Source organism: Pelorhabdus sp. sgz311002 (assembly GCF_056134285.1).
The window spans coordinates 1-25,170 of sequence record NZ_JBWBCL010000002.1; the positions used below are offsets into that span (position 1 = coordinate 1).

Consider the following 25,170-nt stretch of genomic DNA (forward strand, 5'->3'; position numbering starts at 1 on the left):
AGTTGCACATTCAATGTTTCTATATCATTTACGTCCGGATCGACAATCCTCATGCTGCTAAACGGCGTAATAGTCCCATTATCGTTCACGGTCTGCCCTGCTACCCCACCACTAATCGTCGGGGCAGTATCACTCGACTTTACTGTAATTCCAACTGCAGTTGATGCTGCCGTATAATGCGAATCGCTAACTCTTACTGTAAAGGTAACATCTTGCTCACTTCCAGCCGTCAACGGATTCGTTGGCGTATAGATCAGCGTGTTCAGATCATTTTGCACCTGCTCAACACTGCCTGTCGCGCTGTATACTCCGGTACTGGAATTGTAGCTACCACTAGCTGCAGTAAGCCTTCCCATCCACGGACTTTTCAGTTGCACATTCAATGTTTCAATCTCATTTACGTCCGGATCGCTGATCCTCATATTGCTAAACGGCGTAATAACCTCATTATCGGTTACCGTCTGCCCTGATACTACGCCACTAATCATCGGGGCAGTATCACTCGACTTTACTGTAATTCCAACTGCAGTTGATGCTGCTGTATAATGCGAATCACTAACTCTTACTGTAAAGGTAACATCTTCCTTACTTCCAGCCGTCAACGGATTCGCTGGTATAAAGTTCAGATTATTCAGATCATTTTGTACCTGCTCAACACTGCCTGTCGCACTGTATACTCCGGTACTGGAATTGTAGCTGCCACTAGCCGCTGTAAGCCTTCCCATCCACGGACTTTTCAGTTGCACATACAAGGTTTCAATCTCATTTACATCGGGATCGCTAATCCTTATGCTGCTAAACGGTGTAATAACTTCATTATCGGTTACTGTCTGCCCTGATACTACGCCACTAATCATCGGTGCAGTATCACTCGTCGGTGCAGTATCACTCGACTTTACTGTAATTCCAACTGCAGTTGATGCTGCCGTATAATGCGAATCGCTAACTCTTACTGTAAAGGTAACATCTTGCTCACTTCCAGCCGTCAACGGATTCGTTGGCGTATAGATCAGCGTGTTCAGATCATTTTGCACCTGCTCAACACTGCCTGTCGCGCTGTATACTCCGGTACTGGAATTGTAGCTACCACTAGCTGCAGTAAGCCTTCCCATCCACGGACTTTCCAGTTGCACATTCAATGTTTCAATATCATTTACGTCCGGATCGCTGATCCTCATATTGCTAAACGGCATAATAACTTCATTATCGGTTACCGTCTGGCCTGATACTACGCCACTAATCATCGGGGTAGTATCACTCGACTTTACTGTAATTCCAACTTCAGTTGATGCTGCCGTATAATGCGAATCGCTAACTCTTACTGTAAAGGTAACATCTTGCTCACTTCCAGCCGTCAACGGATTCGTTGGCGTATAGATCAGCGTGTTCAGATCATTTTGCACCTGCTCAACACTGCCTGTCGCGCTATATACTCCGGTACTAGAATTGTAGCTACCACTAGCTGCAGTAAGCCTTCCCATCCACGGACTTTTCAGTTGCACATTCAATGTTTCAATCTCATTTACGTCCGGATCGCTGATCCTCATATTGCTAAACGGCGTAATAACCTCATTATCGATTACCGTCTGCCCTGATACTCCTCCACTAATCATCGGGGCAGTATCACTCGACTTTACTGTAATTCCAACTGCAGTTGATGCTGCTGTATAATGCGAATCGGTCACTTTCACTGTAAAGGAAGGTTGTACCGTAACAACCATTTTTATTCCCCCCTGAAACTATAGATTTCTAAAATCTCTCGACGGGAAAGCCGCTTAACAAGCCTCCCACTATGACGCTTGATAATTTCACGATGTATAAAACCATGATATATATAATTACATTTTACCACTTCAGTATTTTTTTCCATTCCATATATAAACTATAATATTGTAGGATATATATCAAATATTATTTTTTTATTCATAATTGTCAAACGAGACAACATATTTAAACTATTCTAGCCAGATTCAGGAAAACCCTACAGAAACATATATTTTTTTATTTTAAGAAAAACTCATTTTACTGATTAAGATACCCGTAGCCTTTCAAAAAAACCGCAAATTTCGCGGGTTTTCAAATTTTCCAGATTTACATGGTGGAGGCGAGGGACATCGAACCCCTGTCCAAAAATATTAATAGTTCGTAACAGCCACGCCTCTATCCCTGCATTTCCCCGCTATAAATTCAGCCGTCTATTTTCACTAAAACTCTACACAAGCTTTAAACTTTCGTCATTATTTTCTTTATGAAAAGTTAGATATCTGTTTCACTTGTGATCAATCCAATTTAATATGGCGATGGTTACTTCCTGTTCTTTCCCCAAAAAACCATTATAAGATCGAGAATCGCAGGGTTTAGATATGGGGGTATCACCGCCATGCACTGTAACAAAGGGAATTTTAAATTTGTCAGCTATCTGTTTAGCACCCAAATAAGGACATACAGGGCACTCATCGTTATAGTTATGAATCATTAACATTGGAATTTTAATATCTTGAAAAGGAAAGTTTACTAAACCGCCTTTTAGTATATATGTTGAAGTTAACACAATCCCGGCTAACTTAGTTTGTAAATTCTTACAGATGTAAGCTGCTGAAACTGTTCCTCTACTAGTTCCTACAAAGAAACCCTGATTCCAGGAAATCGTGCTTTAACATCATCAACTATTTTCGCCAGATCGTCGGCATGAGTAGTACTTGCCCTAAAACTATTTGACATTCCCTCGCTATTATCAGACGGCATATCAACAACAATCGATGCGGTATAGTCATTGACGAAAAGTTCGCGCGACCTGACCAGAAAATTACTGGGATGCTCCAATTCTATCATGTTATCAACTTTCTTAATACCAACCTGTCCCTCACTACCGGGAAAAAGAATAACGGCCGTCGTAGGCATTCTACTATCTTGCCAAGTTATTAAATAGTTTTCTGTGAAATTATCTCTTACAGGGAAATTAACAACTTTAGAATTTATTTTGGCAAAGCTTATGGATGAAAAGAGACTAATAAGGAAAACAAAAATAGGTATTTTTACGCTAAATTTACGCAACATATTTTTCTCCTTAATAGCTTTTAGATTACACTTTACTAATTTACACTATAATTCAAGAAAATCCTCCTGTCACCACATATAGCTTCGAGTAAAAACTCAGGGTTTTTCATACAAAGCTAACTTTATTCCTAATCCTATTAAAATTGATCTGAGAAAACGGCCAAGCCAAGTGCTTACTGCGACATCATTCTGTAATACCTGTGTAATCTTAGAAGCCAATAGAACAAAAATGCACTCAATAGGAAACCCTATAAGAATTACAATTATCCCTAAGCCCGCTAGTTGCAGCGGCACTGAAGCAATTTCTGGACGAATAAACTGAGGTAAAAACGCCATAAAAAATATCGCGACCTTGGGATTGAGTATGTCAACTAGCATTCCTTGCTTAAATGCATTCCATGGGGACAGATGTTCTATAGATTCATCAGACAACTTTAAGCTCGTTCCTGGGCAACGCAAATTCTTTATTCCTAAATAGACTAAGTAAGCAGCACCTATGTATTTTACGACATTGAATGCTGTTATAGATGTTGCAAGAACAGCCGAAAGACCTAATGCGGCGGCACCTACATGCACTAGCGCACCAGTACAAACGCCTACGGATGAGGCTATTCCTACCGCTTTATCACTGGTAAAAGTCCTAGATAGAATAAAAATCAAATCCGGCCCAGGTGATAAATTTAAAGCAATTGCAGCAGCTAAAAACACGATTCAATAGGCATAATCCATATGATCATCTCCTTAGTAATCAGAAAGAAAAGTTTTAATTTTAATATTGTATTCCTTTAATAAGTTACAGACAATAGCGACTTAATTATTAAAAAGCCAATACTTAAATGAAGGAAACTATGGATAAATTAGAAAAAGAGAAAACAAACGCAGATCTGCATCACTAGACAGCAAAAGTCCAGATAATCTAAAAAAGATCATCTGGACTTCTATTGAAAAACAGTTATTCCCCAGCCTAAATCTCAGCGGGTTTTATAACCCTGATAGTCTTTCAACTTCGTATCCTTGGCGAGCATCTGTCCGATGGTCATGCCGCCATTGAGTTCAGCAACAGCTTTTAAAGCCCGATCTGACAAGAAGACTTTGCTCGATTTTCCTAAGAACTGTGTCTGCCGATCCGGCCACAACTGACCTGTTGTTTCATTGCGGCCCTGCAAAATATATTTCACGTCCCCCTGATCATTGGCCTGCTGCAACGAAATCTGCTGTGTTGTCTCATACTCAGCGATAGCAGCGCATAAAGCCGCATCATCTTTCCGTTGACGATTCATAATCAGCACGGCTTTCGTGTCCTTAAATTCTGTGCAGAAATTAAAGTCGCCCTGGGAATCCATCGCAGCGAAGATCGGCCCTTGTCCATTATATAAGGGACGAATTACTTTTTCGATACTTAGCGACTTACCCACGCCTTGCGTCTGATCATGCAAATCATAGTCATACTGATTGATATAAGTTCCGTCAGCGCCTAACTTATTGGTCATACCCACCACATTGACCACGCCGGGAATCGCAAAATACTGAACAGCCGCTTTCACCACATCGACCTGCGAGGCCGATACAACCCAAGGATCAATGCCATTGTCCGCTAAAGCGCGATATAATTCCTTCATTTCCGGTGTCACCGTAATTCCCAGTTTAAAGGATACAGCAACCGTTCCGGCTTCACTGGCAGTGCCATCAGGTGTCGTATATTTCCCTTTGGTCCAAGTCTGGCCTTTGGCCGGATCGCCATAATAGCTATCACACTGATAGGCCAAATTGAAAACTTCCTGGGGCGTCATGCCTGTAAACCAGTAAGTCACCCAAGGATAGGATACAGACGTATCCATAGTTTCTGACACAGCATCATAGAGCCAGCGCATTTTAGCACGAAAATCCTGATAAGCAAAGGTATTTTTTACATCGGTCGTGACTTCGCTGCCTGCCTTGGTCACAACTCCTGCTTCATATAAAGTCCGATAATCATTCACCGCATCATTAATCGCCGCCTGGATGGTGACAGGCTCGCCTTCACCATCATTAGCGCCATAAGTAAGTGTCAATTTATCATCAGGAATACCTGATTTCAGAATCGTTCCTAATTGATCTGGCTTAATGGCAAAAGCCAAATGATCTAATTGCCAAATAATCAGTTGTTCTTCTACGTCCATGATCGAGGTCGTATTATCAAAATCAAAGGTCGCATAAGGACGACGGCTCGCATGATAATTGGGCGAGTTTTTGCCATACTTCTGTAAAAACGCATTGATCGTTGCTTTCGTCTCTGGTTCCCAATTTACGCTCTGCAAATACCCTGACTGGGGTTGTTGGGCGGCAATCGGCGTAGTCATAGCAGCCAATTCGGCGGCTTGCGCATACACAGGGGGCTGCCATAAATTGAACGATAGTACCGTACTTAGAACGCCGCCGGCAAGACATAGCGCTTTTGCTGACTTCATTTTTTTCATAAGTGGTAACACATCCTTTCCATTCCTTTTCAGTATAGACCGGGAAAAGCGAGGCTGTATTATCGTTATATTAAGTTTTTGTTACGTTTCACCTACTGCAAAAAACAAATAAAAAAACGAGACAAAAATTTGTCCCGTTCGGTATTACCTTTATCACAGTTGTCTAATCTCGCTGCCGATCTTTTAAAGCACGATCCACGTCCCGTTTTGCCTCACGCGCTGCTAAATCCTGGCGTTTATCATAATTCTTTTTCCCGCTGGCAAGACCAAGCTGTAATTTCGCTTTTCCCCGCGCAAAGTAAATTTTAAGCGGCACAAGTGTATAGCCCTTGGTCTGAGTCTGACCAATCAGTTTCATGATTTCCCGTTTATGCAATAACAGCTTACGCGTCCTTAGCGGCTCATGATTATAACGATTTCCCTGTTCAAAGGGACTAATATGTACATTATGAAGCATCACTTCTGCATTTTCAATGCGAGCAAAGCCATCCTTTAAATTGGCTTTCCCGGCCCGCAGGGATTTCACTTCCGTACCAGTCAGCGCAATCCCGGCTTCATAGCTCTCGTGGATAAAATAATCATGTCTAGCTTTACGATTTTCTGCAACAATTTTAATACCGGTTTTGGCTTCCATAGGAAATACCCCCTTTTTTGCCTGTATTTCATCATATAGCAAAATGAAAGATCCGTCAAGGATGACAGCAATAACAAGGGCGGGAGCCTTTTCCCGCCCGAAAAAATCCTATTAGCGAATCACAAATCATCCTTCAAAAGACTGACGCTTTTTCTGGCGCGCCGCTTTGCTTTTCGAACGCTTCTTTTTCGCCCGTTTCGCTTTGGCGGCGATCGGATCATACCAAGCATTCTCTTTCTGCGTCACTGGCTTTGCCACGGGCGCTGTCTTAGCGATCTTGCCTGTTCTTCCTTTACTTGACGTTGTCCGTCCATTCTGTTTCACTGTCTTTTTATCAGAAGTCAACACATATACAGAAGAGTCCCCTGGTACATGCGTTCTCGACACAGTAGTGTCTTTACCTGTCCGGCTTCTATCGTCTTGACCACGCGAGTCTTTCCCACGGCCAAACTTTTTATTTTTTCCTGAGCCGCGACTATCACCGCGTCCTTTTTTCAGGAAAACAGGGCGATCGGCTTTAAAGCGAGGCGTAAGACCTTCGCCCTCCCCAGCTAATAAGATAAAATCAATACTGCGTTCTTCTGGATTCACCTTCACAAGTTTAATCTGCACGGGATCGCCTAAACGATACTGTTTACGCGTTCTCTCGCCTAGCAACATATAACGTTCTTCCAGGTACTGATAGTAATCGTCATCCATGGTAGAAACATGGACAAGACCCTCAATGCCATTTGCTAATTCCACAAAGAGACCAAAGGCCGTTACGCCGCTGATAAAGCCTGGGAACTCTTCGTCCACAAACTGTGCCATATATTCTACTTTCTTCAAGTCTACCGTTTCGCGTTCGGCATCTGCTGCCGCCCGTTCTCGCAGCGAACAATGATGCGCCCATTCCGGCAAAAGCTTCAAGAGAGCATCCTTTCGTTGTGGCGTTAAGCTCTTGCCTTGGAAGGTTTCGCGCAGCAGCCGATGAACAATCAAATCAGGATAACGGCGAATCGGTGATGTAAAGTGCGTGTAATAGGAAGCAGCCAAACCGAAATGACCTAAATTTTCCGCTTCATAGCGCGCCTGCTTTAACGATCGCAGCATAACTGTGCTAATAATTCGTTCTTCTGGCTGTCCTGCGATATTACTTAACACTTGCTGCAACGCCAAGGGCTTCACTTCGCCTGTCGTAGCAATTGCTTGGCCAAAATTATGTAAAAGCCCATTTAATTTCGCAATTTTCTCTGGTTCCGGTTCTTCATGCACGCGGTATACAAAAGGCAGTTTGCGCCGAACCATATGTTCGGCTACCGTTTCATTGGCGACAAGCATAAACTCTTCGACAATCGATTCAGCAATCGAGCGAACTCGCTTGACAATTTCTACAGGGTGTCCCGCTTCATCAAGTTTTACTTTTATTTCCGGGAAATCAAAGTCAATGGCGCCGCGGCGCATCCGACGATTCCGTAAAATCAGACAGAGGCGCTCCATTTCTTCAAAATGCGGCACAAACTCCTGATATTCTAAACGCAGCGACTCATCTTGCTCTGCAAGAATCTTACGAACGATCGTATAGGTCATCCGTTTTGTCACATGAATCACGCTAGGGAAAATCTCATAAGTTAAGACCTTGCCATCAGGGCTGATTTCCATTTCACAGGACATGGCCAGCCGATCTTCTCCGGCATTTAAGCTGCAGATTCCATTGGAAAGACGGCGTGGCAACATGGGGAGCACACGGTCGACAAGATAAACGCTTGTCCCTCTTTCGCGGGCTTCTTGATCGAGAATGCTGTCTTCCGTGACATAATAGCTAACATCCGCAATATGGACGCCGAGACGGTAGCGACCACCGCTTAAGCGCTCTACTTCTACTGCGTCATCAAGATCCTTCGCATCTTCCCCGTCAATTGTTACGATCGTCCGTTGCCGTAAATCGCGTCGTCCCGCCAATTCGTCCGGTGAAATCTGGCTAGGAGCCTGTTCAGCCGCTGCTTTGACTTCTTCGGGAAAATCGACTGGCAAATTATGCTTTTTTATAACGGATAGAATTTCGATTCCCACATCGCCAGGCGAGCCAAGAATTTCGCTGACAGAACCTTCGGCACTACGGCCCTTATCAGGCCACTTGTGAATAGTAGCAACAACTTTTTGCCCATTTTCCGCGCCATGAAATTCTTCTTGCGGAATAAAAATATCATAGCCAATCCGTTTATCGTCAGGCGTCACAAAGCCATAATGGCGCCGCGCCTCAAAGGTTCCTACAATGGATGAGTTCGCCCTAGTGACAATGCGAATAATTTCGCCTTCCTGAGCCCGTCCAATGATTTTGCCACCGTGAATTCGGGCGACAACACGATCATGATTCATCGCTCCATTTAACGCATGAGGTGCAATATGCACATCAGGCAAATCTGGAATTTCACTAATCACAAACCCAGCGCCCTTACGGGTCATCTCGAGTCGTCCGACCATGAGATTCATGCGCTGCGGTACGCCATATTTGTCAAAGCGCGTTTTAATGACTTGGGCACTCTGCTCCAAGCTCTCTAATACCTGCCAAAATTCTTGTAGCGCTTCACCGTCTACAGCAAGCTGATCGGCCAAATCTTCCGCCGCCAGCGGCTTATAAGCTTCGTGATTCATAAACGTAAGTATTCGTTCTGTTAAGTTCATTTTCATTCATCCTTTAGCACGATCACAGTAGTCTTGCCTTCGGCTGTCACTGTTCCGTCTGCCAATTGAATTTTACCAAGTAGTTCATACATCTTGCCCTTTACCTTTACAATACGGCCTGTCACTGTAAGGGGTTCACCGATAGGCGTCGGTGCGCGAAATCTTACTTCCAGCCTTGCGGTCAGTGCTTTCATTCCCTTAGCGTAAATATAGCGAGCCGTCGCTTCATCGAGAAGCGTACTGATAATGCCGCCATGCAAAATTCCATCATAACCTTGATGCTCTTTTTGCCCGACAAAAATCGTCTTATATACATTATCTTCTTCCGTGAATTCCAAATGCAACCCAATTGGATTTTGCCGTCCGCAGGCAAAACACCAGTCATTTTCTTCTTTCATTATTTTACCCCTCCAAGCTATAAAATACTCGTAAAAGGCTACAAATTCATCGCCTTCTTAAAAACATACTATACAGGCTCACGTGGGCTGATCATTCAGGCTTAGTATATATTTATAATTACCCCTTAAGGCAGTTTTCCGCCTAGACAAAAAAACACGTTGCTATTCATTGTATTTCTCCATTTTCCAATTAAAACCTTTAAAAAGTCGTCTTTTGCAAAAACAAGAAAACGACAGCCTCAAAAGAAGCTGTCGCGTCTTTACCGTTGCCCTAAAAGAAGAGCAAAGGTGCAATAATTAAAGAAATCGTTCCGGCCACTTTAATGAGGGGGTTCATTGCCGGTCCTGACGTATCCTTAAAGGGATCGCCAACCGTATCGCCAATAACAGCAGCCGCATGAGTCGGTGTGCCTTTACCGCCGTACTGACCTGATTCGATATACTTCTTAGCATTATCCCAAGCTCCGCCGGCATTGGCCATGAAAATCGCCATAAGTACGCCAGCAGCCGTAACCCCGGCTAAAAAGCCAGCAAGCGCTTTTGCGCCAAGAACAAAGCCGACAAAAATCGGCGATCCGACGGCAAACAAGCCTGGTACCATCATCTCACGAATGGCCGCCCGCGTGGAAATATCAACGCAACGAGCATAATCCGGTCGTCCCGTTCCTTCCATAATGCCAGAAATTTCACGAAATTGACGGCGTACTTCGCCGATCATTTCAAAAGCAGCCTTCCCAACCGCTTCCATAGTAAAGGCGCAAACAAGAAACGGCAGTGTCGCTCCTAAGAAAATCCCGATGAGCACACCTGGTTCAGTCAGATTCACCACGAGATGACCACCGATAAGTAACGAACTAAGCTTAGGATTCTTCGCCACCTCTTCACCAAAAGCAGTAAAGAGAGCTAACGCCGTCAAAGCGGCAGAACCGATCGCAAAGCCTTTCGCAATGGCGGCTGTCGTATTGCCTACAGCATCAAGCTGATCCGTCGTTTTCCGTACATTCGGTTCCAGTTCAGCCATTTCAGCAATACCGCCAGCATTATCAGCAACAGGACCAAAGCTATCGACAGCAACAACCATGCCAGCGGTGCAAAGCATGCCCATAGCGGCCATAGCAATACCGTAAATACCGGCTTGTTGAAAGGCAATCGCTGTAGCGATACAAAAAACAACCATAGGTAAAGCCGTGCTTCTTAAACCATTAGCAATACCAGCAATAATATTGGTGGCAGCGCCAGTCTGAGATGCATCGGCAATCAGGCGAGTCGGTTTTTTCGCATGGGACGTATAATACTCCGTAATCGAACCGACAAGCACATTGACGATAAGACCGCAAACCACAGCAATAAAAATACCTAATCCTTTACTGCCGAAGGTAGCCGTAGCCAGAAAGTAGGCAAGAACTGCTACAATGAGGTTCGTTCCCCAAAGACCACGATTCAAAGCAGCCTGAGGATCGCCATTTTCGCCGGTCCGCACCAAAAAGGTACTCACAAGGGCGGCAAAAATCCCAGCAGCGCCCAAGAGCAACGGGAAAATAACGCCATCAACGCCAAACAGTCCGTTGCCAATGAGCATAGCGGCAATCGCCGTAGCGCCATAAGATTCAAACAAGTCTGCTCCCATGCCCGCCGTATCGCCGACATTATCGCCGACATTATCAGCAATAACGGCCGGATTCCGTGGGTCATCCTCGGGAATCCCAGCTTCGACTTTGCCGACGAGGTCGGCCCCGACATCAGCTGCTTTCGTAAAAATACCACCGCCAACACGAGCGAAAAAAGCAATGGCGCTGGCGCCGAAAGCAAAGCTATTGATCACGCTAGGATCGCCAAAGATTAAATAAAGAACAGATACGCCAAGCAGTCCGAGTCCCACAACAGACATCCCCATAACCGCCCCAGCACGAAACGAAACGCTTAACGCTTTGTTGAGGCTGGTTCTGGCTGCTTCTGTTGTGCGGGCGTTCGCTTTTGTTGTCGAGCTCATGCCAATATAACCAGCAATGGCCGAACAAACTGCGCCCACTAAAAAGGAAATAGCGAGTTTATATCCGGAAACAACAAACAAGAGGACAAAGATAATGACAGTAAACGGAATGAGGGTTTTATACTGGCGGTTTAAAAATGCCATAGCCCCTTCAAAAATCGCCTGTGACAGGCCTTGCATTTTCTCATTACCGGGATTCTCCCTGAGGACGCTCGCAGCAAGATACGCTGCAAAAAGCAATGCGACAACTCCGGCAACAGGTGCAATGTAGATCATTTCCATTTTTGCATTCCTCCTTTATTTGGCTTACCAGAAAAAACCTTCCGCCAAATGCCCGGATTCTATTGTGAAAGTTTGACTAAGACCATGGTGACAATAGCGAACAAAACGCCTAGTACCATCGTTGCTTTCGCCAGAATTTCATCAACGCCTTTTTTCTTACCGCCGAAGATCGCTTCTGCGCCGCCGCTAATCGAACCGCCCATGCCGGCACTTTTACCGGACTGCAGAACGACTGTGGCGATAAGAGCCAGGCAAATAACGGCCTCTACAACCATCAGTGCTGTATACAAAGATATACACCCCCTACTTTATACAATTCATTGTAGCATACATTAAATGGCATCCGCAAGAGACCCTGAAAAGCGCTCTGCTTTTCAGGGTCTCTAAATTTGAAGCAACTATGCAATTTATTTCAGGTTATAAAACACTTTACGGCCTTTATATTGCGCTAAAGTGCTCAGTTCTTCTTCAATACGCAGCAGCTGATTGAACTTAGCAACGCGGTCCGTACGAGTCGGCGCGCCTGTTTTGATTTGGCCAGCATTCACAGCTACGGCAATATCAGCAATCGTAGCGTCTTCGGTTTCGCCGCTACGATGAGAAATTACGCAAGTGTAGCCAGCGCGTTTCGCCATTTCAATCGTATCAAACGTTTCTGTCAGCGTACCAATCTGATTGACTTTAATCAAAATGGAGTTAGCTGTCTGTTGTTTGATGCCTTGGCTGAGGCGTTCCGTATTCGTTACGAATAAGTCATCGCCAACGATCTGAATTTTGCTGCCTAGTTTATCTGTAAGCAACTTCCAGCCGTCCCAGTCGTCTTCACTGAGACCGTCTTCCAAGGAGATAATTGGGTATTTGGCGACAAGCGCTTCATAGTAGGCAACCATTTCTTCGGAAGTTTTTACGACACCTTCGCCTTCTAGATGATACTTGCCGTCTTTATACAGCTCCGTTGCGGCCGTATCAATGGCTAAAACGATTTGTTCGCCTGGTTTGTAGCCTGCTTTTTCAATGGCTTCTACAATCGCAGCGAGAGCTTCTTCATTCGAAGCAAGATCCGGTGCAAAGCCGCCTTCATCGCCGATCGCTGTATTTAAGCCTTTATCTTTCAATACTTTTTTCAAAGTATGATAGATTTCAGCATTCCAACGCAGACCTTCCGCAAAGCTTGGAGCGCCAACAGGCATGATCATGAATTCTTGAATATCGACGGTGTTGTCAGCGTGTTTACCGCCATTTAAAATATTCATCATTGGTACAGGCAGTTCTTTGGCATTGATACCGCCAAGATACTGATAGAGAGGCAGACCAATGGATTCTGCGGCGGCTTTCGCGGCGGCGATGGAAACGCCAAGAATGGCATTGGCGCCGAGTTTGGCTTTGTTGGGCGTACCGTCCAGTTCCAGCATCAATTTATCAATGCCAATCTGATCAAGAGCATCCATACCAATTACTTCTGGTGCAATCAGGTCGTTGACATTTTTCACAGCGTTCTGTACGCCTTTACCTAAATAACGGCTCTTGTCGCCATCGCGCAGTTCTACTGCTTCATAAGCGCCAGTCGAAGCGCCAGATGGAACAGCGGCGCGGCCTCTAGTGCCATCTTCTAAATATACATCTACTTCCACGGTAGGGTTTCCGCGGGAATCCATAATTTCACGGGCAAATACATCAGAAATAATTGTCGACATTGTAAAACCTCCTACAATAATTTACACTTTATTTTTCCAGCAAAGTCGTGCCAGTCATCACAGCAGGCTGCGGCACCTTAGCTAAATCAAGAATCGTCGGCGCAAGATCAGCGAGACGACCTTCCTTCAGTTTGGCCCCGCGATGCTGCTCAGAAATCAGAATGAGCGGCACTCGGTTTGTCGTATGAGCCGTAAAGGGCGTTTTATTCACTTCGTCATACATATACTCAGCATTGCCATGATCGGCTGTAACAAGAACGATTCCACCGCGATCATGCAGTGCATCAACGACACGACCGAGGCACGTATCAACCGTTTCAACAGCGCTAACCGCAGCATTCATAACCCCAGTATGCCCCACCATATCACCATTAGCAAAATTTAAAATGATGAGATCATGTTTGCCTGACTGAATTTCCGCTACTACGCGGTCAGTAACCTCCACCGCACTCATGGAAGGCTTCAAATCATAGGTGGCTACCTTAGGTGAAGGAATCAAAGCACGATCTTCCCCTTCATAAGGCTGCTCTTCGCCGCCGTTAAAAAAGTAAGTCACATGGGCATACTTTTCCGTTTCGGCAATGCGGAGCTGTTTTAAGCCTGCTTCGCTAAACACCTGTCCTAAAGTCTGGCGAATCTCCTGCGGCGGATAAGCTACAGGTACGCCAAAGGTTTCGTCATATTGCGTCATGGACGCAAACTGAACAGGTAAGTAGCCTTTTTCCCGCACAAAACCCGCAAAGTCTCCCTTGATGAAGGTTTGCGTTAACTGCCGAGCACGGTCGGGCCGGAAGTTGAAGAACACGATGCCGTCGCCCGCCTTGACACCACAGGCGGAACAAGCAACGGCCGTCGGTTTGACAAACTCATCGGTTTCCCCGCGTTCATAGGCGGCCTGCAATGCTTCCACTGCAGTTTTCGCCTGGAAACCAGTGCGGCTTACAATGGCGTCATAGGCAAGTTGCGTTCTTTCCCAGCGTTTATCACGATCCATTGCGTAATAACGGCCAGCGATCGTCGCGATCGCGCCAATACCTGTTTGGGCCATAGCCGCTTCCAGTTCGTCAATATATGCTTTAGCGCTCGATGGCGGCACATCACGCCCATCGAGAAAGGCATGAATATAGACTTCCTTCAAGCCCTGCTCTTTCGCCATAGCGACAAGGGCTTTGAGATGACCAATATGACTATGAACGCCGCCGTCAGACAAGAGCCCCATCAGATGCAGAGCGCCATCTTTCTGCTTTGTTTCATTCATAACTTGCAGCAAAACAGGATTTTGATAAAATTCGCCGTCCCGAATGGCTTTGGTAATCCGCGTAAGCTCTTGATAGACAACCCGGCCAGCGCCAATATTCAAATGGCCGACCTCGGAATTGCCCATCTGTCCGTCAGGCAAGCCTACGGCTTCACCGGAGCAGGCCAGAGTCGTATGCGGATACATTTCCGAGTACAGTGTCATATGGGGCGTATTTCCCTTGGCCACTGCATTAAAAGGATCATCAGCCCGGCCGATTCCCCATCCGTCTAAAATAACTAAGGCGATTGGACTTTTCAATTTACTCATGGCCTTCCCCCCTAACAGATCCATTTCTTATTCTATTGCACGATGAAGCAAGGTTTATAATTCGTAGTTTATGATTCAATAATTGATAATTTTAGCAAAGCCGTCAGCTTCGAGCGCTGCACCGCCCACCAGGGCGCCGTCAATATCGCTTTTCGCCATGAGTTCGCCAATATTTGAAGCTTTCACGCTGCCGCCGTAAAGAATGCGCACAGCTTGAGCTGCTTCATCGCCCACAAGTTCCGCTACTTTCGTGCGGATCACAGCGCAAACTTCATTGGCGTCGTCAGAAGAAGCTGTCCGGCCTGTACCTATAGCCCAAATGGGTTCATACGCAATGACAAGTCCAGCCACTTCACTTGCCGTAAGACCAGCTAGCCCGGCAGCGACCTGACCATTCACCCAGCTTTTCGTTTCGCCAGCTTCTTTTTGCGCCAGACTTTCACCAACGCAGAAAATCGGCAAGAGCTTCGCTGCGAGAGCCGCTTTAATTTTCTTATTGACGGTTTCATCGGTTTCGGCAAAATATTCCCGCCGTTCCGAATGACCAATAATTACGGCTTCACAACCAATATCGACAAGCATGGCTAGAGCGATTTCACCGGTAAAAGCGCCTTTGGGTTCAAAGTGAACATTTTGCGCCGCTACTTGAATCGCACTGTCTTTCACAGCCGCAGTTACTGCTGCTAATGCCGTAAAGGGCGGGGCAATAACGACTTGCGCTGCAGCGCCTTTGGCTGCGTCAATTAACGCCTGAGCCAATTCTACCGCTTCTGCAACCGTTTTATGCATCTTCCAGTTTCCCGCAATCACTGGACGTCTCATGTCCGCCAGAGCGGCAATACCAGGAAGAATCTTACCTTCTAAATATTCGAGCGAAGCGCCGCCGCCCGTAGAAATATGACTGATTTTTTCAGCAAGACCGGTCTTTTCTAAGGCAGCAATGGAATCGCCGCCGCCGACAATACTGGTAGCGCCTGATTCGGCTACCGCTTTCGCTACAGCTTCGGTGCCCTTCGCAAAAGCATCCATTTCAAAGACGCCCATGGGTCCGTTCCAAACGACGGTCTTAACACCAGCAAGAGCAGCAGCAAAAGCTGCCTGACTTTTGGCGCCAATATCAAGAGCCATGCCCGCTTCGTCAATTTGATCAACAGGAACGGTTTTATGGGGAGCATCAGCTGCAAAAGCCGCCGCTACAACTACATCTTCCGGCAGCAGCAGATTGACCTTTCTTTCCTTCGCTTTGGCAATGAGTTCTTTCGCCAAATCAATTTTTTCTGCTTCTACCAAGGATTTACCGGTTTTATAGCCCTGAGCCGCTAGGAAGGTATTAGCCATCCCGCCGCCAATAATGAGCGTATCCACTTTGGTTAAGAGATTGTCAATTACACCGATTTTATCGGAAACTTTCGCACCGCCGATAATGGCTGCAAAGGGACGAGCCGGATTGGCCACAGCCTGACCGACAAAAGCAATTTCTTTTTCCATTAAGAAACCAGCTACCATGGGGATGAACTTCGTGATCCCTTCGACCGAAGCATGGGCCCGATGGGATACGCCGAAAGCGTCATTGACTGCCACATCAGCCAGTTCCGCCAATTGACGGGAGAACTCTGGATCATTCTTTTCTTCGGCCTTATGATAGCGCAGATTTTCTAACAGCAAAATCTGACCAGGCTGTAACGCCATGGCTTTTTCTTTGGCAACAGGTCCGATACAATCTTCGGCAAACAAAATTTCCTTGCCAAGCAAGCTGCCGAGCGCTTTAGCCACAGGTTGCAAACTGAATTCTGGCACTCTTTCGCCTTTTGGTCGTCCCAAATGAGCTGCCAAAACGAGCGAAGCCCCTTGTTCCAAAAGATAGTTCAGTGTTGGCAGCGTAGCCCGAATCCGCGTATCGTCTGTAATGTTTTGGGCTTTGTCCATGGGTACATTGTAGTCGACCCGAACAAATACGCGCTTTCCTGTGAGAGAAATATCGCGAATTGATTTTTTCACAGTAAATTCCTCCTAAAAAGGGTCACAAGTAGCTTGTGACCCTTTCGTTGTTTACTGATTGGCATTATGAATCGATTAGAGGCCTTTTTTCGCAATATAGACAACTAAGTCTACAACGCGGTTCGAATAACCCCATTCATTGTCATACCAAGATACGACTTTGGCCATGCCGTCAACAACCATTGTGGACAGTGCATCAATCGTTGAGGAAGCGGGGCAATGGTTATAGTCAATTGATACAAGCGGTTCTTCCGAATAATCCATGATACCTTTCAGTTCGTTCTCTGATGCTTTCTTCAAAGCTGCGTTAATTTCCTCCACAGTAGCCGGTTTTTCCAAATTTACCACTAAATCGGTAATGGAAACATTGGCTGTAGGCACACGCATGGCAAAACCGTTCAATTTGCCTTTCAGTTCAGGCAGTACAAGAGCTACTGCTTTCGCAGCGCCTGTCGTAGTCGGAATAATGCTCTTAGCCGCAGCACGAGCACGGCGCAGGTCTTTATGGGGCAGATCAAGAATCTGCTGGTCATTCGTGTAGGAATGAACTGTTGTCATCAGACCTTGTTTGATACCGAAGTTTTCCATCAGAACTTTGGCAAAAGGCGCCAAGCAGTTCGTCGTGCAGGAAGCGTTGGAAATAATATGATGCGCAGCAGCGTCATATTTGCCTTCGTTAACGCCCATAACAATGGTAATATCTTCCCCTTTAGCTGGAGCGGAAATAATAACTTTTTTAGCGCCTGCTTCAATATGAGCTTTGGCTTTGTCTCCTTCGGTAAAACGCCCCGTCGATTCAATAACAACTTCTACGCCAAGCGCTTTCCAAGGCAGTTTGGCTGGTTCCCGTTCAGCCAATACTTTAATTTTTTTGCCGTTAACAACAATATCAGAACCTTCTACTGTAACTTCTGCATCAATTTTACCGTGAATGGAATCATATTTTAGAAGGTGAGCCAGCGTTTTTGCATCCGTTAAATCATTAACTGCCACAATTTCTACGTCGGGGTTATTCAAAGCTGCCCGAAATACGTTGCGACCAATTCGCCCAAAACCATTAATCCCTACTGTCGTTGCCATAATGTGATTCCTCCTATTTTTTGTTATGTATAATCATTTGCATGACTTTCGCCGCCGCTTCGTCAATGACGAGAATTCCGGTACGACTCGCTCTGGCAACGGCAATGACTGCCTCTGCCTTACTGGCGCCGCCGGCGACGGCAATTACGGAATCAATGCCCGCTAAGTCACCCAAATGCAATCCCACGCTACTTGTTGCATAAACGATTTCCCCAGAAAGTGTACAGAAATGACCAAGAGCCTCGCCAACTGCCCCTTTTTCTAGCAGTTCTGCGACGACAGCGGGGTCCATCTTTCGCCGTCTAGCCATGGCGTCAGCTTGCCCGATACTATGAAGCAATACATTTGTATGCTGCGTCAACGCGCGAATTTCCTTGGCCTGGGGATCATTCGCCAAAATAACTTCCAGTGCACTTTCATGAATCCCATCAGGAATATGAAGCATCCGATAAGACCCGCCTAATTTTGCCGCCATTACCGCAGCAATCGTATTGGCCTGCAGTTCAACTTGCTCACCTAAGCCGCCACGGGCTGGAACAACAACCGAATTAGGCCGTGAAAAGGTAATTGATTCAGCTACCATCGACATGGTAGAACCGCCGCAAACACCGACGATCATGCCATCTTTTAGCTTTTCGGCTAATAGCGTTGCCGCTGCTCTGCCTAATTCTTTTAAAACAGTATGATCCTGCTCAGAATCGCCAGGAATAATCATCACTTTTTCTAGCGCCAGACTCTGTTCCAGTTCTTCTTCTAACGGAGTGAGTCCATGAACCAGTCTAATATAATCGGACAGATCGGCAATGAGCTGCTGCCCCTCAGCCGTGACAGTCATACCTAGTGAGCTAAAATCAAGCAGCCCGGCATTTTTCAAAAAATCCACTTGCGCTCGAATAATTCGTTCGCCTGTGTCAAGCAGCCCAGCCAATGCTCGCCTGCCAATCGGCTGAGCATATTGGATATGTCGCAGAATATGATAGCGTTCTTCAATAACAGCAATGAGTTCTGGAGCAATTTTGCGATGAATCTGGACTATCTTCTTCATGGGAAGGCTCCTTCTCCTTGAAAGGTTGCGCATGAACAAAAAATGACGTTTTTTAGCCAATTATGACAAACCTTCTCTTAGTATGCTTCTCTTTTTAACGAAAAATCCCTTCTAAGAAAAAATGAGTCATTGAATTTAGTTTAGGGACTTTTTTTGTCCCTGCACGTTATTATCTGTCCCTCGTACTATGTTATTCTTGCTGCGCCAAAAAATTCCTTCTCACTATAAAAACTTTTTTATTTTTTTCTGAAAATAAGAAAAGACTTGCTTTCGCGGGAATTTTCATCCTAATCAAAGCAAGTCTTCCTGATTTTCAATAACGTTTTCGTTTACTGGAAGAAGGTATCCCGAGTTCTTCCCGATACTTTGTCACCGTACGACGCGACAAAACAAGGTTCTTACGACCAAGCAATTCGGATAACATCTGATCACTATAAGGCTTCTTCGGATTCTCCGCCGCAATCAGATCTTTGAGTTCATCCTTGGCTTTGCTTGCCGCTACGTCTTCGCCTGTGGCGCTGTGCACACTAGAGGAGAAAAAGGTCCTGAGTGCAAATAGTCCGTGGCTTGTAGCCACATATTTATTAGCAATGGCCCGACTTACTGTAGACTCATGCATTTGAATGCCGTCAGCCACTTTTTTCATCGTCAAAGGCTTAATATATTTGGGACCATATTCAAAAAAGTCGTGCTGAAATTCTACAATCTGTTCCATTACGGCAGCCAAAGTCCGCCGCCGCTGCTCAATACTTTTAATGAGCCAAAGCGCCGCGCTGAGGCGACCTTCAATAAATTTTTTCGCTTCTGTCCCGGCTTCTTTCACAACATGGCGATAATAGGGGTTAATCGTCAAACGAGGAACGAGTGAGTCATTGACCAGGATGACAAACTGACCATTGATTTTCTCTACCGTAACGTCAGGTGAAATATAGCCAGGATCACTCTCGCTGCCGAAAGCCCGTCCCGGTTTCGGATCAAGTGTCTTGATTAGATCAATCGCTTCTTGGACTTCTACAGGACTTGTGTGCAGCTTCTCCGCAATCAATTTGCATTTTCCCGCCGCCACTTCGTCTAGATAGTATTCAATAATCTGCTCAACGAGATCCTCTTTAATCTGCTTATGAGAAAGTTGCAGCCGCAGACATTCCTTTAAGTCACGGGCGCCAACACCGCTGGGATCAAAGGTCTGAATAATATGGAGCATTCTTTCTACAAGCTCTTCGGGCTGTTTGAGCTGTTTTGCCGCTTCTTCGAGCGTCAGCATCAGATAGCCATTGTCATTGATACAGCCAATTAAATACCGACCAATTGCCAACGATGGCTTATCAAGGACCGTAAAATTCAATTGAAATTCCAAATGTTCATGGAGCGATACCGTACGCAGGCCTACATTTTCATGAGGACCCTGCCCGGCCTCTTTCAGCCACTCCTTTTGGGAATCTTCGTCAAAGTAGTCAAGCCATTCGGCCACCTCGGTGCTGTTATCCTGCTCAGACGTATCAGCGCTCTCATCTTCCCCGTTTTTTTCTGCCGTAGGCTCCTCAATTTCCAATACGGGATTTTCCTGCAACTGCTCTTCAATCATGTCCGATAACTCCAGCGATGACAGTTGCAAAATAGCAATCGCCTGTCGCAATTCCGGTGTCATAACGAGTTTCTGATTTAATTCCAGTTTCAAACCATAATCTAGATTCATCGTTCCTCCTCCCTTCTAGCAAATACGAGGAAGCTGATCGCCAATCAGCATATCCAATTTGCGAATCCCTCCAATTGTTGTTCGAAGCCCAACTTGCCCTGCCGGTTCGGTTACGACTTGACCTATGCGCGCCGCTTCTTGACCATAAGGATGACGCCGTAGTACTGCCAACGCTTTCTCAGCCAGTTCTTCAGCAACTAGCACGATCATTTTCCCTTCATTGGCAAGATATAAGGGATCAAAGCCCAATAAATCACAAATGCTCTGCACTTGCGGCCGTACTGGAATTGCTGTCTCATCAAGCAAAATACCGACTTTCGCCTGCTCCGCTATTTCGCAGAGAGTTGTGGCCAGTCCCCCTCGCGTTGGGTCCCGTAACACAGCCACTTCTGGCACTTCAGCCAGCAGGCTTTCGGCTAAACCGTTTAAGGGTGCACAGTCACTCACTATTTCTGCGGGAAAAGTCAAGCCGTGACGCTCTTTCATCACCGCCAACGCATGCTCTCCTAATGTCCCGCTGATCAGTACGGCCTGGCTTGGCGCTGCCAAATCAGCTGAAATCTGTACCTTAGGCAAAATCCGCCCAACGCCAGCCGTATTAATATAAAGTCCGTCAGCCAAACCGCGCTCGACTACTTTCGTATCGCCTGTAACAATCTGTACCCCAGCCGCTTTCGCAGTTTCGCCCATAGCCGCAGCAATCTTCTTTAAATCTGCCAACGGATATCCTTCTGCAATAATAAAGCCAGCGCTCAAATAGAGAGGCACGGCGCCATTCATGGCTAAGTCATTGACTGTGCCGCACACAGCGAGCTTACCAATATTACCGCCGGGAAAAAAATGCGGGCTAACCACAAAAGAATCCGTCGAAAAAGCCAGTCTGGCGCCGTCAATAGTAAACTGAGCGCCATCATGACGCGCTTCCAACATCTCATTGGCAAAAGCAGGCATCATGACTGATTCAATTAACTCTTGGCTCAGCCTGCCGCCACTGCCATGAGCCATTTCAATAAATTCTTTTTCCTTCATATTGACCACCTGCTATCGCCGTATTTATACCATGCTGCGCATGTTCCTTCCACACTGACCATGCAGGCGCCTACAGGACTCTCTGGTCGACAAACCTGCCGAAACAGCGGACAAGACGGCGGCGTAATTCGCCCCTTCAAGACCTCGCCGCAGCGACAACCTGCTGGTTCCGCCGCTGTAACTGGCGGCAAAGGCAGACGATTTCTAATATCAAAGTCCTGATAAGCTTCCCGTAAAGCCAAGCCGGAAAGCGGTACTGAACCAATGCCGCGCCAGATTGCATCGACCGGTTCATAGACTGTATCAACAAGCTGGCTGGCCACAGGATTTCCGATTGATTTCACTACGCGTCTATACTCATTTTCCAATCTGGCTTCGCCGGAAGTAGCCTGACGGGCTAGTTGCGCCACAGCTTGTAGAATATCAAGCGGGTCAAATCCAGCAACAACCGCAGGCATGTGATACTGCTCCGCTAGAAAATCAAAGGGCGCAAGACCCGTCACAGCACAAACATGACCTGGCAGTAAAAATCCGTCAATTTTCGTAAGTGGGTCATCTAATAAGGCTTTTAATGCTGGCGGCACCAGCTTATGAGCTGGTAATACAGCAAAATTTCGCAAATTTTCCTGCTGCGCCGTAAGAATGGTAGCCGCTGCTGTTGGTGTTGTTGTCTCAAAGCCGACAGCTAAAAAAACAACCGTTTTATCTGGTTCTTCTCGGGCAATTTTCAGACTGTCTAAGGGCGAATAGACGATACGAATATCGGCGCCTTGCGCTTTTTCCTGTAGCAAAGTGCCTAACGATCCCGGCACTTTCAGCATATCGCCAAAAGTTGCAATAATCACATCACTACAGCGACTATAGAGAATCGCTTGATCCATATAAGCGCTTCCAGTCACGCAGACCGGACAACCTGGACCGCTGACAAGCTCAATATTTTCCGGCAAAAGTTGACGAATTCCCGCTTTAAAAATAGAGACTGTATGAGTGCCGCAAACTTCCATGAATCTCACTGGTCGATCGAGTAAGGCCAGCTCTGCCGCAATGTTTGCTGCCGCTTGTTTCATTTCCTGGTCAGATGGCTTCATGCGCTGCTATCTCCCTAAATAATTCCATGGTTTTTTCGGCCTCTGCCGCATCAATGACCTGAATGGCAAAGCCCGCATGAATCAGTACATAATCGCCAATGGCAGCCTCAGGTAGCAACATGAGACTAATTTGACGCGTAACGCCAGTGACATCCACTTCAGCGCTATATTCTTCACGCGACAGAATTTTTCCGGGAACTGCTAAACACATCCTCGTACCCTCCTCATACCGGCGATGACCGCCTGTCCTAAAGCCAAGCCACCGTCATTCGCCGGAACTTGTTGATTCCAATAAACCTGAAGTCCTTGAGTCTCAAGTTTCTCAATCATATATTCCAGTAAAAAAATATTTTGAAAGACGCCGCCGCTCAGAGCGACTTTGGTAAGCTTATGATCTCGGCTGATGGCAATCACCTGATCCACAGCAGCCTGCGCTAAGGTCAATTGAAAGGACGCGGCAAGATCAGCCTGACTTTCTCCTGCCAACAGCCCTTCCGTTAAGGCCGCCATGGTCGGCAGAAAATCGAGTTCTTTCCTAGTTGAAACGCGATAAGGCAACAATCGGCCCCGCCCCTTCGCAGCTAGCTGCTCTAGTTCCACTGCAGCTTGTCCTTCATAGTGCGTTGTAAAACGCAGCCCCAGCAGTGAAGCCGCCATATCGAAAAGACGTCCAACACTGGAAGTAAGCGGCGCCTGTAGTTTTTTATCAACAGCCTGTAACACAAGCTCCCAGCCTGACGGCAACGCCTGTACTAGTGCCAGATCTAGCGTCGTAAACGCATCACCATATATTTGCCTAAGGGCCCATAGACCAAGACGCCACGGTTCAGCAATCGCTTTGCCGCCGCCAGGTAATGGAATATAAGCAAAATGGGCGATCCGCTGATACTCCGTTAGAGAGGCGATTAAAAACTCGCCACCCCACAGTTTGCCATCAGCGCCATAGCCAGTACCGTCAAAAGCAACGCCAATGACCGGTTCATCCAGACCATGCTCAGCCATGACACTAGCAATATGAGCATGATGATGCTGTACTGCTGTTTTGGGCCCCGAAAGCGTTGCCACATATTGCGTGGAAAAGTAGCGAGGATGAAGATCATAGGCGGCTAGCTCCGGCTCCATATGGGTCAAACGCGATAAATGCATAATATTAGCACAATAATGCTGATAGGTCGCTTCATTTTCCAAATCACCAATATGAGCGCTCATAAAGGCCTGACGGCCGCGAATCAAACAGAAGGTATTCTTTTGCTCCCCACCGGCGCCTAGCACGGGCGGTAACTCCCAGGCAAGTAACAGAGGCAAGGGTACATAGCCGCGACTGCGTCTAATAAATGACGGTTTATGCCGAACAAGACGCATCACACTATCATCAACTGGCCGGAAAATTTCCCGATTGTGAATTAAAAAGAAATCGGCTAATAACGCCAGTTTTTCCTGGGCGACTACATCGTCATAAGCCAAAGGCTCTTCGCTTTTATTGCCGCTTGTCATGACTAAAAGATCGTCTTTCTCTAGCAATAGATAATGAAAAGGTCCATAAGGCAGCATCACGCCAAGATATTCATTGTCAGGCGCTACTAAAGAAGCAAGTATTTTGCCCGCTTCCGGCCGTTTTTTTAGTAATACAATAGGCCTTGCCCGACTGGTAAGCAAAGCTTCTTCCTCCGAATTAACGAAGCAGACAGTTTTTACGGCAGCAAGACTTCCAGCCATAACCGCCAGCGGTTTTCCTTGACGGAATTTTTTAGCCCGCAGTTTCGCTACAGCTCGTTCCATGCGAGCATCACAGCATATGTGATAGCCGCCGATCCCTTTTACGGCTAGCAGCGCCTCCTGCTGTAACAGGGCTCGCGTCTGTTTCCATAAAAGCGCCGACTCGCTAGCCAGCTCCCTGCCGTGATTATCGGTAAGGCGATAAGTCGGACCACAATCCGGACAGGCATTAGGCTGCGCATGAAAGCGGCGACTGTGCGGATCATCATACTCAGCTTGACAGCGAGGGCACATGGGAAAATCAGACATCGTCGTCAGGGGCCGATCATAGGGAATATCACGAATAATGGTATAGCGAGGACCGCAGTGCGTACAGTTAATGAAAGAATAGTGATAACGCCGATCTCGCGGATCATTCAGTTCCTGCTCACATGCGCGGCAAATGGCCACATCTGGTGAAATGAGAGCGATTTTATCCGCTGTTTCCTCTGAGGCCAGGATAGTAAATTCCGTCGCCTTAGTCGTAGCAATGTCTTGCACAGTCACTTGCAATAAAATAGCCAGAGGCGGTTTTTCGGTCGTCAGACTCGTCTTAAAAGCGTCCAAGGACCTTTCATCTCCCTCGACCTCAATCACTACACCTTGCCCATCATTTTTCACCCAGCCCCCCAACGCGAAACGCTGGGCTAAAGAAAAAATAAAGGGGCGGAAACCCACCCCCTGCACAATCCCTTGAACAGTAAGTCGTTGACGTTTCATCATTTCTCCTGTGAGGA

19 protein-coding genes are annotated in these 25,170 nt (G+C 46.4%); all 19 read right to left on the reverse strand.

Features of this window, described 5'->3' with window-relative positions:
* A partial coding sequence (locus AC0NJP_RS03985; RefSeq protein ID WP_474698850.1) for a hypothetical protein occupies positions 1-1,721 on the reverse strand: 1,721 nt, incomplete at its 3' end.
* Positions 1,722-2,619: 898 nt separating this feature from the next.
* On the reverse strand, positions 2,620-3,057 hold the full coding sequence (locus AC0NJP_RS03990; protein WP_474698851.1) for a hypothetical protein: 438 nt from the start codon (positions 3,055-3,057) through the stop codon (positions 2,620-2,622).
* 96 nt (positions 3,058-3,153) lie between these two features.
* Positions 3,154-3,765: a LysE family translocator gene (locus AC0NJP_RS03995; protein ID WP_474698852.1), complete on the reverse strand. Its 612-nt coding sequence runs from the start codon at positions 3,763-3,765 to the stop codon at positions 3,154-3,156.
* Positions 3,766-4,028: 263 nt separating this feature from the next.
* Complete coding sequence (locus AC0NJP_RS04000) at positions 4,029-5,513, reverse strand: hypothetical protein (RefSeq protein WP_474698853.1); 1,485 nt, start codon at positions 5,511-5,513, stop codon at positions 4,029-4,031.
* Between the two features lie 163 nt (positions 5,514-5,676).
* On the reverse strand, positions 5,677-6,147 hold the full coding sequence (gene smpB / locus AC0NJP_RS04005; RefSeq protein ID WP_474038929.1) for an SsrA-binding protein SmpB: 471 nt from the start codon (positions 6,145-6,147) through the stop codon (positions 5,677-5,679).
* Positions 6,148-6,273: 126 nt separating this feature from the next.
* A complete protein-coding gene (gene rnr, locus AC0NJP_RS04010) occupies positions 6,274-8,811 on the reverse strand; it encodes a ribonuclease R (RefSeq protein ID WP_474698854.1) in 2,538 nt (845 codons plus the stop codon).
* 2 nt (positions 8,812-8,813) lie between these two features.
* On the reverse strand, positions 8,814-9,209 hold the full coding sequence (locus tag AC0NJP_RS04015) for a PaaI family thioesterase (RefSeq protein ID WP_474038931.1): 396 nt from the start codon (positions 9,207-9,209) through the stop codon (positions 8,814-8,816).
* Positions 9,210-9,480: 271 nt separating this feature from the next.
* On the reverse strand, positions 9,481-11,481 hold the full coding sequence (locus tag AC0NJP_RS04020) for a sodium-translocating pyrophosphatase (protein WP_474038932.1): 2,001 nt from the start codon (positions 11,479-11,481) through the stop codon (positions 9,481-9,483).
* A gap of 59 nt (positions 11,482-11,540) precedes the next feature.
* Positions 11,541-11,771 (reverse strand): preprotein translocase subunit SecG, encoded by a 231-nt coding sequence (secG, locus tag AC0NJP_RS04025; protein WP_474038933.1) that lies wholly within the window; start codon positions 11,769-11,771, stop codon positions 11,541-11,543.
* Positions 11,772-11,888: 117 nt separating this feature from the next.
* A complete protein-coding gene (eno, locus tag AC0NJP_RS04030; RefSeq protein ID WP_474038934.1) occupies positions 11,889-13,175 on the reverse strand; it encodes a phosphopyruvate hydratase in 1,287 nt (428 codons plus the stop codon).
* Positions 13,176-13,203: 28 nt separating this feature from the next.
* The gene (gpmI, locus tag AC0NJP_RS04035; RefSeq protein WP_474698855.1) at positions 13,204-14,742 is read right to left on the reverse strand and encodes a 2,3-bisphosphoglycerate-independent phosphoglycerate mutase; all 1,539 of its coding nucleotides are present in this window, start codon (positions 14,740-14,742) and stop codon (positions 13,204-13,206) included.
* 75 nt (positions 14,743-14,817) lie between these two features.
* Positions 14,818-16,740, reverse strand: a complete 1,923-nt coding sequence (tpiA, locus tag AC0NJP_RS04040; protein WP_474698856.1) for a triose-phosphate isomerase — start codon at positions 16,738-16,740, stop codon at positions 14,818-14,820.
* Between the two features lie 75 nt (positions 16,741-16,815).
* Complete coding sequence (gene gap, locus AC0NJP_RS04045; protein ID WP_474038937.1) at positions 16,816-17,820, reverse strand: type I glyceraldehyde-3-phosphate dehydrogenase; 1,005 nt, start codon at positions 17,818-17,820, stop codon at positions 16,816-16,818.
* A 13-nt stretch (positions 17,821-17,833) separates the two neighbouring features.
* Positions 17,834-18,865: a sugar-binding transcriptional regulator gene (locus AC0NJP_RS04050; protein ID WP_474038938.1), complete on the reverse strand. Its 1,032-nt coding sequence runs from the start codon at positions 18,863-18,865 to the stop codon at positions 17,834-17,836.
* Between the two features lie 313 nt (positions 18,866-19,178).
* On the reverse strand, positions 19,179-20,561 hold the full coding sequence (gene rpoN / locus AC0NJP_RS04055) for an RNA polymerase factor sigma-54 (RefSeq protein WP_474038939.1): 1,383 nt from the start codon (positions 20,559-20,561) through the stop codon (positions 19,179-19,181).
* A 15-nt stretch (positions 20,562-20,576) separates the two neighbouring features.
* Positions 20,577-21,590 carry a hydrogenase expression/formation protein HypE gene (gene hypE, locus AC0NJP_RS04060; RefSeq protein ID WP_474698857.1) on the reverse strand — a complete coding sequence of 338 codons (1,014 nt, stop codon included), beginning with the start codon at positions 21,588-21,590 and terminating at the stop codon, positions 20,577-20,579.
* On the reverse strand, positions 21,587-22,678 hold the full coding sequence (gene hypD / locus AC0NJP_RS04065; RefSeq protein ID WP_474698858.1) for a hydrogenase formation protein HypD: 1,092 nt from the start codon (positions 22,676-22,678) through the stop codon (positions 21,587-21,589). The genes hypE and hypD overlap by 4 nt, the downstream gene beginning before the upstream one ends.
* Positions 22,665-22,889, reverse strand: coding sequence for a HypC/HybG/HupF family hydrogenase formation chaperone (locus tag AC0NJP_RS04070; RefSeq protein WP_474038942.1), 225 nt, complete (start codon positions 22,887-22,889; stop codon positions 22,665-22,667). Before AC0NJP_RS04070 ends, hypD begins: the two co-directional genes overlap by 14 nt.
* Positions 22,880-25,156: a carbamoyltransferase HypF gene (gene hypF, locus AC0NJP_RS04075; RefSeq protein WP_474698859.1), complete on the reverse strand. Its 2,277-nt coding sequence runs from the start codon at positions 25,154-25,156 to the stop codon at positions 22,880-22,882. Before hypF ends, AC0NJP_RS04070 begins: the two co-directional genes overlap by 10 nt.
* Positions 25,157-25,170 lie beyond the last annotated feature (14 nt).